The following is a 13341-nucleotide window of genomic DNA, read 5'->3' as shown; positions in this document are numbered from 1 at the left end:
ACTTTCTGGTATATATCTATCATTCGAGAGCTCAATAAAACGAGTTATTCGAATTGTGGAGGATCGGGGATTTATGGAACTTTTCAAAGAAGTTAACAGGATAAATAAAAGTACTATTGAGTTAGTCGATGAATTATGTCAGCAACTTGAGTTTTTAAGAGATTTATTAGCAGTCAAGGGTATCAAAGTTAAAGCGTATACTTCAGAGGCTAAAACGACTTTTTTGAATTTACCTGATGATGTACAGCGCAGAATTTCCAAAGGTATTTTTGATTATATAAGTATAGTCTATAATTTACCTGATTCTATGAATTCTGATATTACTAAAACTACACTTGCCTAAGAAATTAAATACCTCAATATTGCTTTTCAAAAATACAATCTTAAGCCCAAAGATGACGTCACACGGTTTATAACCAAAGGTGATGTTATTGAGATTTATAGTGCTCAATGGATGCAGCTCTACAGAAACTTCGAATTTTTCATGTGTGTTAGTTATAGTCTTTTAGATTTAATTTGTAATGAATGGTTTGTGCTTTACGAAAGACCTCAACAGGTTATTGATGCAATGATAAAATGCTCTGAAAATGTTATCAAGCATGGTCAAGGTACACTTCCTTTCACAGCTCCAGATCATATCGTGAAGGAGCATTACCTTAATGCTAAAAAAGCGTTCAAAGTTAAACTTAAATATATATGCCCGCTCGAAGATCGTTCAGGAAAATCAGTGGCTGTGTTAACCACGCTAAGAGCCGAAGTTATATCAGAGGGTACTGACGTTTCTAAAATCCACATGATTTAGGAATTCTAAATGTTTTTTCCATAAGGTGTTCACTAAATTTTGAATACCAGGGATATCGCATGGCTTCACTTTGTCTTGAAAAAAACCAACTAAATCGACTTCAACACCATGATGTATAAGACCTTGTTTTAAAGGAGTAGCGCCATGTCGGTATGCACATTCATGCATGCCTCGATTATTGCGCATAGTTCCTGTCATTGCTCCTGCAGGAGTGTGTTGGAGCCTCTTTATGAGCAGCCCCATCAGTAAGTCTTTGGTAGAAAGTCCAAAGTGTTTTCCTCTAAAAGATTGAGAAGCTGTAATGTTGCTGCCAATCAATACAGGTTTGTTATTCACGATCAATTTATCAATGATATCTTTTGGCCAAACTTTAAAGTACGAATCATCACGATGTGCGGTCAGGTTGAGATCAACCATCTTGAAAAAACTGAGCATGATACATTCTGACCCGTCAAAGAGTGCGCCTATTTCATCTTGACGGGTAAAGTCATCAGAAAAAATATTTTTATGACCATCGAGTTCATAAATTGTTTCAGTCCATACGTCTTTCCAAAGTTTATATGCACTTTGATAATAGGGTAGAAAAATTTCTTCAACATGTGTCCCAGGGAATAATACGTATTTCAAATTTTTAACTTTTTGCATGACGTTAATATTAACGATATTCATTTTATGTTTGCCTTACGCCACATTGGCTATTTTAGGAATTTTAAGTCTTTCATTATTTTTGAATATTTCTTTGCCAATTAAAATTTCAAGAACCTGAGTTGAACCTTCATAAATTTCTAATAATTTTGCATCACGGTAGAGCCTTGAAATCTCATTATCGGCCGAGTACCCTTGTGCTCCCATTAATTCAAGCGCTTCAGATGCAAATCGAACAGCCAAATCACTACTGTACATTTTTGTCATACTGGCCTCTTGAATTGCTAGGCTTCCTGAATCCCACGTGGCTGCAGCATGGCAAGTAAGTAACCATGCAGCTTGGATCTCAGTATAATAACGCACCAAGAATTGTTGGACTGCTGATTTATTTAATAATGTATGGCCTTGAGTACCACGTGAAGCAAGGTGGCCTGTTGCTAATTCAAATGCACGCGTACAAATTCCATTTGCGATTGCACCAATTAATGTTTTAGTGCGTCCGAGGCTATGGTGTAAAATTTTAATGCCTTGCCCTATTTCTCCTAAGAGATGCTCATCAGGAACAAAAACATTTTCAAAGAAAAGCTCCCCTGTATTAGATTCTCTGTGCCCTAGTTTATTCATGGATTCTCCTCGGCGAACTCCTTCGGCATTGGCGGGCACATAGAAGGTAGATATCCCGAGAAGGTTACCTTGAGTATTTTGGACGTTTGCAAAAACGCTGATATGCGTTGCATGTGCAGAATTGGTTATGTAATCTTTTCGACCATTGAGTATATAACCAGTTTTAATTTTTTTTGCTCTAGTTTGTGTATTCCCAACATCAAAACCAACTGCGGCTTCTGTCATTGCAAAACTCCAAAGTGATGATTTTTCTGGAGTCTCTAAAAACCGTTTTCTTTTCAGCTCTTCTGAGCCGTAAAGCACGACTGGGGAATATCCTAATAAATTGGCCATCACTGTTGTTGCAACGCCGGCAGAACCAAATGCTAATTCTTTAATAACCCAAATCATGTCACTAACCGGCATTTCTAATCCACCCAATGTTTTGGGCACGACGGCATGCATGATATTCAATTTATGAAGTTCTGCATAAATATTGTGTGCGAAATGGGCGTTTCGATCTCTTTCTTGAGAACCAGGTATAATCATTTCGCGTGTGAAATTTTTAATATATTGTAAATCAAAAGTAGGAGCTGTTTGAATTGATTTATGCACAGGTTGCCTTTCATGAAAACAAATACTGTTTATTTACATTCGACATTTAAAAATTATTACTTGAGTGCAGTGTTGGTGAGATCGGTAATAAATAATAATTCGGCACACCTTAATATCCACTCACCCCTGACTAAGGGCTAGGCACGGTTATGAAGTTTGAACAATTTTATAATATAAATTGGCTCACAAAAGTTTGCTCTGTTCTGAAATGCTCATCGGGGTTATTCTAATATTATATTAAAAAATTTAATGAGTATGAAACTAGAGAGGGTTTTTATCTGTGGTTAAGACCTATGCATTAATAGTCACCGCGTTTTTAATTTCAGGGGTTCAACTTTTAAGTACTGGTTGTTCATCAGCTAATAAAAAAAGTATTCTGACACGAATGCCCTCGGGCGAACCAGGGCAGCTCGCCAATGTACATTCACTTAAAGCAGTGGTTGCAGGTGACTATTATGGCTTTGATATGGAATCAGATGAATTCAAAGCAGATCTTAAGCTGAAAGCAGAAAAATTTATCAAGTTTAGATCGAGTCATGATGCTTCGTATATAAAAGCATGTGCGGAATCTAATCAAAAAGATCCATATTGTAGCTTCATTAAAAAATACGTAAGCCCAGACGATGAAGATTTGCCTAGTGAAGGGGAAAGCATTAAGGCTCGAGCTAAAGAAAAGCGAAGGCAATATGCGGCGTATAAGAAAAAATTAGTAAATGGTGAATTAGATGATTTTAAAAAAATAAATGCTGGTGCCATTCGAGAGGTATTTGATTCTATCAAATCATATTCTCTATTAGAGAAGGGATTTGAATCAGTTCAAAACAATACTTGTAAGAATATTCGACTTTCATATTACCTAGCTGCAAAAATTGAAGAATTTTTTCCAGACTCTCAAATGAAGCAAAAAGCCATTTCGCTTTATGCAAAAGTTGCTCAGTGCAAGCATGAGGTGTATGAACCCGCAGCCAAGTACCGTTTAAGCCTCTTAAAAATTTGGGAGGGTAAATGTGATGAAGTTATTTCTGACTTAGAATATCTTACCGCTGAACATAAAAAGAAAACTTACCGCTCACGTGCACTTTACTGGACTTATCACTGCCAAAAAGCACTTACTCATACAGAAGCAGCAAATAAGGCAGCGCAAACTTTACTTGATGATCATCCATTTAGTTTGCATACACTTTTGGTTGATAAAGCATATTCTGATCAATTAAGAACAGCCGCAGTTAGAGCTGATTCTGCTCTTAAGTTTCGTTCAACTACAAAACCGATTTTAAATAATGCTATCTTAGCCGCAGAAGGACTGTTGAGTCTGAAGAAAAAAAATACTCGAGGCTATGTAACTGAGATTTTAACTTCTGTTACTGTTGAAATGGAAGAAGCAGAGCCAGAGGTGCAATTGTATGGCTCTCTTTTATTTAATAGGGCTGGCAATAACATCGGAAAATTTAAATTTTTAGCTCCACTTTTTAGAGATCATCCTGAGATGATTTCTCGCCCAGCACTTGAATTATTTTATCCGATTAGAGATCTTAATGACAAGGTGATGGAATCAGTTGGTCTTGATGAATTTTTAGTAATTTCATTAATCAGGCAAGAAAGTGCTTTTAACGAAACCGCTAAAAGTGGGGCAGGGGCTGTGGGCTTAATGCAATTAATGCCTGCAACAGCGCGTATAAAAAAGCGTGAGGCTCTCAGAAGGCTTGTGAATCCTGAATTGAATGTAAAGCTAGGGTCAAAACATTTTGCATATTTAATGCGGCGATATAAGGGTGACACAGAACTTGCGCTAGCTGCGTACAATGCGGGAAGTCGCCCTGTTGATGAATGGAAGCGACGTTATCCTGTGCATAATCGAGTTTTGATGGTTGATTTATTTCCTTTTAGAGAGACACGCGAGTATGTCGGTAATATAGCGCGCAATTATTACTGGTACACTGTTCTTTACTCAGGAAAAAAGCAAGTTCCACAATTGCCGATTCCTGCGACTGACCCGTCTGACGTTTCAACACCTGAAGAGCTACAAGACGTTACAGCTCAACTTGAAAGTGTATTTAAATTGTTCGGGTCATAAGTTATTTCAGCAAGAGTCAATAACTTGTGATACACGTTATTTATGACTGAAAAAGCAAAACATGAAGAACCTCCAAAGCCTCAAAATTCATTTCGAGTGACACTCGTGTTGAATCAATCTTTATCAAGGCTTGATCAAATACTTATGGAAGAACTTCGAAAGCAAGATCGAAATTCTGAGCTTAAAAATATATCGCGCGCAAAATTTAAAGATCTTTTTAAGAATAATAAAATTCAAATTAAGGGGCAAACAGCTCGGCCATCATCTGCGATATCTCGAGGCACAACTTACGTAGATATTTTGGGTTTTTCAGACATATGAAATGGCAACAAGCCGAAAAAGATATCTGGTATAAAGAGCAAAAAATTAAACGCTCTTACCAAGAGGAAGTCGTCAGTAAAATTCAAAAATTAAAAACAAACTTTGAAATTCATCAGTACGGAGCACTCTCACTAAACCCGAATAGTTATCCGCTCCATCTTATAAAGTCGAAAAACTTTGATGTGACTAAAAAAACGATCTTAATCACAGGTGGAGTTCACGGCTATGAAACGAGCGGTGTCCATGGCGCTTTGGGCTTTTTTCAAAAAGCGGCAATCAATTACACTCACACATATAATTTTATTTGCGCACCCTGCATTAGTCCTTGGGCTTACGAAACAATCAATCGTTGGAATGCAAAAGCCATTGACCCAAATCGCTCGTTTCATAATGACAGCCTCGCTGAAGAGTGCAGACTTTTTCTTACAGCAATGTCAGGCATAAAACCATTTGTACACTTTGATCTGCACGAAACCACAGACACAGATAACACCATATTTCGACCTGCACTTGAACAAAGAGATGGAGTCATACAAGAGCTCTCGCCGATACCAGACGGATTTTATGTTGTCGGAGACGCTGAAAATCCATGCGCTGATTTTCAAAAAGCCATCATCGATTCTGTTAGAAAAGTTACTCATATTGCACAGCCTGATGAAACTGGTAAAATTATTGGCGCTAAAGTTGAGCAAGAAGGAGTGATTAACTATCCCGTTAAAAAACTATTTTTATGCGCAGGTTTTTCTGACGCTGAGTACACAACAACAACTGAGGTGTATCCCGACAGCCCCAAAGTGACTGATCAAATTTGCATCGATGCCCAGATTGCTGCTGTTACTGGTGGGCTTGATTATTTCTGATCAATTTTCAGCGTTAGGAGAATTAAAATTTGTTCAGATTTTAATTTTTCAAATCTTTGATTACTTGTAAAAATCGAGTGGCTACAAGCTTATGACCCGCTTGGTTCCAATGAATGTCCCAAGGGAGAAAATACTTTTTAAGAATCTCCATTGGGTTTTTATTTGGAGCGATATAATCTGGAAAAAGATTTATAAACGTGACGTTATTTTTAGATGCCCACTCTTGCCATATCTTCACCTGCATTGAATCTAAATCTTTGTAGTATATTTGAGTGGGCCAAGGAAACACAGCTAAGATCACCTTCTTCACTCCGTTTTCTCGAGCAAGGGTAAGAAGTTTATTCATATTGGCTTTGCATTTTTCTAAGCCTTCAACTCCATACTCTTGAAAAAAGTCCTTATTAATTGTCCAATTGGATCTTTTAAAATCAATGTGTCTCTTATAAACAGAATCGGGAATAAAAGTTTGTTTTAACCATTTTTCAGACTTAAGAAGAAGCGTGCTAAAGGTAAAAAACTTTTTTGGTAAAATAGTTGGATTTTGCTTAAGACGGTCAGCATCGACGATTATGTTTTCATTGAAATCAAAAGATCGCACGTATTCGTCTTGAACATTAGAGATGTCGATAAAAACAGCCAAAATATCAAGTTGCAATTTTTTTTCTTCAAAAAGAAATTTCATCTTTCTATAAAAGATTGAAGGTGAATAGATCGAAACTCCCGCATTTAAAACTTCGATGTGAGGTAATGCTTTTGCAACCTGGCCAACAAAGGTGTCTTCATAATTCACTCCAAGACCCTCAACATACGAATCTCCTAAAATAACAAGGCGAGAAGAAGAGGTTTGAAGACTTACCTCGCGAACGCATTGATCACGAAACCCTAGTGAATTGGTGTAATGGGAATAAACGTAAGGACCCAAAACTCTTTGGGGTGTTGACCAATTGGGTTTTAGCTCGTGATGATAAAGAGAGTTTCTCACGCTGGGTGTAATGGCGCGAGCCCGATCTCTTTTTCGCTTTCGATATTGACTGGTAAGAATGGCGTCAAGAAGGAGAGTGAGACCTAGAAAAATAATAATGCCGTAAAAATATATCAAAAAAGCCTTAAATTCAAAGAGCCCTGAAAAGGGGCTCTTTGAGCTAATCTTTACATCCAGCTACTATCGCTGCCAGATCCAACATCAGGCTTTTTCTTACTTAGCTTTTTAGCTTTTGCTTTCATATTGCCTCCCCCTTGTGAAAAGTTTCTTCTATCAGTATAACTACCTATCGGTATTTATGTAACTATACTTAAGTCTTATTATCTAAGTCATCTCCTAAGGAGTTTGAGTGTCTAAATTTGATACATCTCTGTGCTCAATTGTCTACACCTGGGTAGACGGGCGAAATAAAGAATATCGACGGAGCAGGCGCTATTTTGGCGGCCCAGATGTGATCAATACATCACGTGATCGCAACAACAATGAATTAAAATACTCACTGAGATCCCTTGAAAAGTACCTGCCGTGGCATAAAGGTATAATATACCTTGTCACACCCAGCTATCATCCTGCATGGCTAAATTTGAAGCATCCAAGACTTCGCGTTATTAATCAAAATGATCTTTTTCCCAATAAACGTCATCTTCCCTCTTTTAATACCAATGCCATCGAACAGCATTTATGGAGAATACCTGGTTTGAGTGAGGTTTTTTTTCATATGAATGATGATTATTTTTTCGGCAGAAAAGTTAAAAAAGAAGATCTGGTCTCTAAAAAGGGGGCCACAAAGATCTTTCTTCATGATCTCGTTGTTAAAGAAAATGAGAATGAATTTCGTGAAAATATTCGTGATAAAAAGAAGTTGATGTTGAGTGCTGTTTTTAACACTATGTTTTTACTCAATAAAAGATACGGTAAAAAGAAAAGATATTTTCTATGTCATATTCCCTATATTTATCACAAAACTGCCTTTGAAAAAATGCATCGTGTTTGGAAGAAGGAGCTCACGCGCACTTCAAAAGCCAAATTTCGTGATTGGAAAAATGTGGTGCCAACGTTTCTTCATCATTATTATTTGATTCAAGATAAAAAACATGGCCTCAAATTTCAGTTGGTCAGTAAAAAGAAAACCGATCGTGAGTTTGTATTTGGTGTTTTAACCGATGACGTAAAAAAGACGCGCGAGATTTTTAGAAAAATAGAAAAGAAGAAGCCAAAATTTTACGCTCTCAATGACAACTTCTCTGAACCGGAAATCGCTCACATGTTGGACAAGTTTCTCGCCAAACAACTGCCTAAAAAATCGTCTTTTGAGAAGTAGTCCCCCTTTTGCCTCACACTCATTACATCAGCTACGTATGAAATACCCTAAGTCGCTGAAAAAACAAAAAGACGTACTGCTTCAATTGCGGATATTCAAAAAATCACAAGTGCCAATCGAAATACAATAAAAGTGAGACTTAGAGAACTTGTTGAAAAAGGATATATTTCTCAAATTTTAATTTAAAGATTCTTTACTTCTTTTAAGAGAAGGTAGTTCGATAATAAAAGTTGTACCTTTGTCGCTATCACTCTCTAAATGTACATTCCCCCCGTGGCTCTCCACTATTCCGCGTATCAATGTAAGTCCAACACCCCAACCTTTTTTTTCACTAGTTTGGGCAGATTGAGATCTCTGAAATTGATTAAAGAGCATAGCTTGGTCTTTTCTAGGAATCGCAGGCCCTTCATTGTGAACTGAAAACAATATTATATCGCTTGTGGGTTGGATAGTTAACGTAATGGGGGTCTTTGGGTAGCCATATTTCACAGCATTGTTACAAATATTTTCGATAACTCTACGCATCCCCGATGGATCCATCGAGCTGGGGCAGGATTTCGGCGATTTGAGCTGAAATCTATCACCGTGGATATTTACAAGCACCTCAATAGTTTGTTTAACGAGTTCGACAAAATCATAATCTTGAATTTTAAGTGGTAATTTTTGTCCCGCACTGATGCGATTGGCATCTAATAAATCCTGAATCATAATATCCATGCGGTTAGTACTTCCTAAAATTCGAGAAGCTAAAGTGCGATTTTTATCCTCTGGACCCGAGTTTCTAATAATGAGTTCTGCCCCTATCTTGGCTGCAGAGAGGGGTGTTCGCAAGTCATGAGTTAAAGTTGACACAAATATTTCTCGAAGTTTGCGCTCTTCTTTCAGCGTATTTAGAGACCGCTGCAATTCATCTTCGAGCTCTTTCTTTTTCGTTATATCAATAACAGCTGTTCTGATTACTTTCTCTCCTGTTTCACGGTGAGTAGAGCAAACACTGAGCAATTCAACGACAATTATCTCTTTATCTTTTCGTGTGAGTTGAAGAGTTGCAATTACCCTATCTTCGGTCGCCTGACATTTTTTTATATGCTGTCTAAATGAAGGTAGATCTTGACTCACAATCCATGGCGCGATGGAACGCTCCACGAGCCAACGTCGTTCAACACCAAGCATTCCTGCTGTGGTTAAGTTAAGCTCCTTCATTATTCCTTGATCGTTGAACGTAATATATCCAGTGGGAGCAAAATCGTAGAGATTCACATACCGATCATGTGACTCCTCAAGTGCTTCTCTTGAGTCACGTAACTCACGGTTTTGCATCTCAAGTTCAATTTGATAAACTTCAAGCTCATGAAGTACTTTTTGAAATTCTTCTTCACGTTCTTTGTAACTTTCATTATCACCAGAACATGATTGCAATGCGTTTAGCCGTTGTGACAGTTCATCTTTGGACATGCGTCGAAATTCAGGGGATGGATTATTTTCTTGTTCCATTTTCATCCCCTTTAGCTTCTATTTTTTTTATCTGCTCACGTTCTGTTAGATCATGAAGCCTGATGAGAATGAGATGCTTCTTTTGCCCTGCCCATTCAAGTGTTCGAGCGTTGAGAGTCATAATCTTCGCACCAATTTTTTCAAAGTGATGAACGACTTCAAAATTTCTTACCTCAGATTTTTGAGGCAATACGTCTTCTAGTAAATTTCTAAGCTCAGGAATGTTCCATTGACGATTACCAAGTTCGTAAAATGGTCGTCCTATGGTGTCTTTCTCTATAACTTGAAATGTATCATAAAAAGCCTGATTAGCGCGCTCAACACACAGATTCTGATCAAGTACAACCAATGGGTCTCGAATAGTTTGGATGACACCGTCTGAGTATCTTGTTGCCTCTTCAATATGGATCTGCTTAATTTTTACGTCATTGATATTCACGAAGACAATTACAGCGCCATCAATTTTATTATCTATAGTCTTGTAGGGGCGGATTCTGACTGAATACCAAATACCATTTTGGTCTCTAGTTTCTTTTTCGAAAGTCTCCAAAGTTTGTATAACGGAGGTTATTTGTTTGTCCAAATTTTCAATTTGAAATCCGAAGTTAATGACAGTCAGAACTCTCCCGACATCGGTGGGGATTAAATTTAGAAGCTTCTCAGCCATAGGAGTGAAGCGTCGAATTCGAAGTTCCGAATCCACCATGACTATTGATACGTTAGCGTTACTCAATACATTGATAAGATCATTGCTTAAATGGTCAAGCTCATTATTTCTGTTAGTTAATTCGTCATTGAGAGTGGAGAGTTCTTCGTTGGTTGATTGCAATTCTTCTTTTGCTGTCTCAAGCTCTTCGTTAGTGCTTTGCAGCTCTTCATTAGCGGATAAAACTTCTTCTGTAGTACTTTGCATTTCTTCACTAGAAGCACTTTGATCTTCAATAATAGATTGAAGTGAATTATGAGTTAGTTGTAATTCTTCTTTTAAAGCAGTAATTTCAAGCGCACTTGGGTCTATTTCTTTCTTTTTTGTTTTTTGTTTTTTGCCCTTTGTTTTTAAACCCCCTGTTTTTGAGATTTCAACTTTTTGCTCCATGAATACAATGAGAAAGTGCTGTTCCAAGTTTGAAATTCTGATTGGAGCGACCTCAATATCAACGGCTCTTGTTACTTTACCAAAAGTAACTTTTAGACCGCTTTTTCTAGCTGATATTTGTTCTTTAATCGCTGAATGAATTAAAACTCGAACCGTTGGGGAAAGTCCTGTTCTCAGCATTTTCATGAGATTCCAGGTAGGTTGCCCCGAAGCAGGAGCAATAAAATGGTCCGTATGGCCACGAAATTGAACAATGTCTAATGCTTGATTCACCAGTAACCAAGCAGGAGAATATTTTTCTAACATTAACTGCTCGGCTGCAAATACCGGATCGGTTGTTTTCAAAGGTGGTTTAAGCGTTGTCTCAGTAGTACCTGAGAATGCAATAGGTGTTTGGTTTATAGAGGGCGCTTCACTAATTTCGCGCATATAAGGTATTTGTGCGCTCTTTTTGCTGTAGATCTTATTTTTATTGTCCATTATCGCAAAAAGGTTTGCTACAGGCCCAACACTTTCTGATGACCCGAGCATTAAAAATCCGTTGGGATTTAATGCATAATGAAAGGTATCCATCAATTTCTTTTGAATTTTGGTACCAAGATAAATCATGAGATTTCGACAACTCAAAAGATCAAGTCGATTAATTGGTGGATGACTTGTGACATCTTGAATCGAAAAAATACAATAATGGCGAACCGATTTCATGATGCGATAGCCACCTTGTTCTTTTATAAAAAATCGCTCAAGCCTTGCTTGTGAAATTTTTGGAGCGGCTGTCTCAGGATAAATTCCAAGGCGAGCAATCTTAATCGCTGGCTCGCAAATGTCTGTACCGTAAATTTGAATTGGGTACTTATGAAGTGATTCTCCTAAATATTCAATGAGTGAAATGGCAATAGAGTAGACCTCTTCACCAGTTGAACATCCAGGAACCCAAATTCGAATAGGAGTACTTGGAATTTTTGACTTAATAATTTCAGGAAACACTTTTGTTTTAAGAGATTCAAAAGCCTTGTTGTCTCTAAAGAAATCAGTCACATTGATTAATAGATCTTCAAATAAAGAGCGTACTTCTAGAGGCGTGATTTGCAGATACTCCAGATAATGTTTCAAATTATTTACGCGGTGTAAAACCATCCTTCTTTTAATTCGCCGAATGAGGGTGGGATACTTGTAAGACGAGAAATCAATTTTTGTGGCATTTCTGACTAAAAGAAATATTTTTTGCAGAATCTGTTCTGTTTCGGGACTTGGAATATTGTCTTCTATTGGCAAAGTTTTTTTGACTATAGGGTGACTTGATATTTTAACTAATTCTGAAGAGATTGCTTCAATAGGAAGAATAAAATCTGGAGCAGCAACTTCAATGGCAGCTTGTGGCATTCCATCAAACTTAGCTGTTGTTGGTTGTTGGACAAGTGTAATGCCACCGTCGGCTTTAATATCTCTGAGGCCATTTGCTCCGTCAGACCCAGTACCTGATAAGATAATTCCGACGGCGAGATTTCCTTGGTCTTTTGCAAGTGAAGTTAAAAATGCATTCACTGGCATCCCACCGTGGGGTTCTTGCCTTGAACTTAAATGAAGAACACCATGAAAGATTTCAAGCGTGGTGTTTGGTGGGATGATGTACACATTATTTGGCTTAACCAACGTCTGATCGACAGCTTCTTGTACATTCATTCGAGTTGCTTTTTGTACCAAAGAACTCAAGATACTTAAGTGTTGGGGCGAGAGATGCTGGATTAAAACAAAAGACATGCCCGTATCGGGTGGAAGACTCTTAAACATCTCCATGAAAGACTCAAGACCACCAGCTGAGGCTCCGACACCAACGATTAGAAATGCTGGTTGAGGAGGCACTGAGGCCTCTTCACGCGCGTCGACTTTATTATGTACAGGCTGGTCGTCGGAATACTTATCTTTTTTAGGTGGTACTTCACGACGACGAGTCTGAGATTTGCTTTTCGTCGCCAACCCGCCACCCATCATTTAATTAAGTTTGCCTACTTATCTCTAAGAACCAAGCTGATTGCAACATACATCGCGATTAAGAAAACTTATAAACTGTTTGAACTGGCAGTAATGGGGCGTATTGCCTCAGTTCTACAAATTCTCATGGGTGCGAGTGTAAAGGAGATGGAAGAGAACCTTTTAAGATACGAAAGCACCCAGTGTCTAAACTCAGAACTAAGTATTGATATAATAAATACAAGTTGTTTAGTTTTATAAATCGAAAACCGGCATGATCTAATCTGCCGCCTCTCCTGTGCAGGCCGAGTTTGATTTTGGCAGGCTCGTCAGCAAGTGGCTTCTTGATCCGCAATTTAATAGACCTGATCTTGCGTCCCTCAGTTTAGATAACTTAAGGACTCTTACGACCACTTTATGAGATTAAGCGCAGAGTTTTTTTGCCAAAGTCATTTGGGGAAAAGTTTCTAGCTGAAACAATGTTTCAATTTCTTACTGCAATTAGAACCCTATCTGCTTCTCCGCCTTCTCCTCCGATTAAAGAATTTTAAAAATGC

Annotated in this window: 11 protein-coding genes; 6 read left to right on the top strand and 5 right to left on the bottom strand. The window is 37.9% G+C overall.

Annotation, left to right across the window (positions count from 1 at the left end; genetic code table 11):
• Positions 1–73 precede the first annotated feature (73 nt).
• Together SGI74_03660 and SGI74_03655 are read left to right on the top strand one after the other, a co-directional pair.
• Positions 74–343: a hypothetical protein gene (locus tag SGI74_03660; protein ID MDZ4676584.1), complete on the top strand. Its 270-nt coding sequence runs from the start codon at positions 74–76 to the stop codon at positions 341–343.
• 111 nt (positions 344–454) lie between these two features.
• Positions 455–802: a hypothetical protein gene (locus SGI74_03655; protein ID MDZ4676583.1), complete on the top strand. Its 348-nt coding sequence runs from the start codon at positions 455–457 to the stop codon at positions 800–802.
• On the opposite strand, the gene SGI74_03650 is transcribed toward SGI74_03655, so the two are convergent.
• Complete coding sequence (locus SGI74_03650; protein ID MDZ4676582.1) at positions 764–1471, bottom strand: hypothetical protein; 708 nt, start codon at positions 1469–1471, stop codon at positions 764–766. The genes SGI74_03655 and SGI74_03650 overlap by 39 nt on opposite strands.
• Before the next feature lie 12 nt (positions 1472–1483).
• Positions 1484–2665: an acyl-CoA dehydrogenase family protein gene (locus SGI74_03645; GenBank protein MDZ4676581.1), complete on the bottom strand. Its 1182-nt coding sequence runs from the start codon at positions 2663–2665 to the stop codon at positions 1484–1486.
• 280 nt (positions 2666–2945) lie between these two features.
• Here SGI74_03645 and SGI74_03640 point away from each other — a divergent pair, with 280 nt between their 5' ends.
• Genes SGI74_03640 through SGI74_03630 form a run of 3 tightly spaced genes read left to right on the top strand, consistent with a single transcriptional unit; the run spans position 2946 to position 5920 of the window.
• On the top strand, positions 2946–4739 hold the full coding sequence (locus tag SGI74_03640; GenBank protein ID MDZ4676580.1) for a lytic transglycosylase domain-containing protein: 1794 nt from the start codon (positions 2946–2948) through the stop codon (positions 4737–4739).
• Between the two features lie 42 nt (positions 4740–4781).
• Complete coding sequence (locus tag SGI74_03635; GenBank protein MDZ4676579.1) at positions 4782–5060, top strand: hypothetical protein; 279 nt, start codon at positions 4782–4784, stop codon at positions 5058–5060.
• Positions 5057–5920: a peptidase gene (locus SGI74_03630; GenBank protein ID MDZ4676578.1), complete on the top strand. Its 864-nt coding sequence runs from the start codon at positions 5057–5059 to the stop codon at positions 5918–5920. The genes SGI74_03635 and SGI74_03630 overlap by 4 nt, the downstream gene beginning before the upstream one ends.
• A gap of 40 nt (positions 5921–5960) precedes the next feature.
• Here SGI74_03630 and SGI74_03625 read toward each other — a convergent pair whose 3' ends face one another.
• On the bottom strand, positions 5961–7019 hold the full coding sequence (locus SGI74_03625; protein MDZ4676577.1) for an SGNH/GDSL hydrolase family protein: 1059 nt from the start codon (positions 7017–7019) through the stop codon (positions 5961–5963).
• A gap of 232 nt (positions 7020–7251) precedes the next feature.
• Here SGI74_03625 and SGI74_03620 point away from each other — a divergent pair, with 232 nt between their 5' ends.
• A complete protein-coding gene (locus SGI74_03620) occupies positions 7252–8223 on the top strand; it encodes a stealth conserved region 3 domain-containing protein (protein ID MDZ4676576.1) in 972 nt (323 codons plus the stop codon).
• A gap of 177 nt (positions 8224–8400) precedes the next feature.
• On the opposite strand, the gene SGI74_03615 is transcribed toward SGI74_03620, so the two are convergent.
• Both SGI74_03615 and SGI74_03610 read right to left on the bottom strand, forming a co-directional pair.
• On the bottom strand, positions 8401–9717 hold the full coding sequence (locus SGI74_03615; protein ID MDZ4676575.1) for a PAS domain-containing sensor histidine kinase: 1317 nt from the start codon (positions 9715–9717) through the stop codon (positions 8401–8403).
• Positions 9701–12790 (bottom strand): chemotaxis protein CheB, encoded by a 3090-nt coding sequence (locus tag SGI74_03610; protein MDZ4676574.1) that lies wholly within the window; start codon positions 12788–12790, stop codon positions 9701–9703. Before SGI74_03610 ends, SGI74_03615 begins: the two co-directional genes overlap by 17 nt.
• Between the last annotated feature and the right edge of the window lie 551 nt (positions 12791–13341).

It is taken from the genome of Oligoflexia bacterium, from assembly GCA_034439615.1.
Classification (GTDB): domain Bacteria; phylum Bdellovibrionota; class Bdellovibrionia; order JABDDW01; family JABDDW01; genus JAWXAT01.
This window is presented reverse-complemented; position numbering and strand designations above follow the sequence as displayed.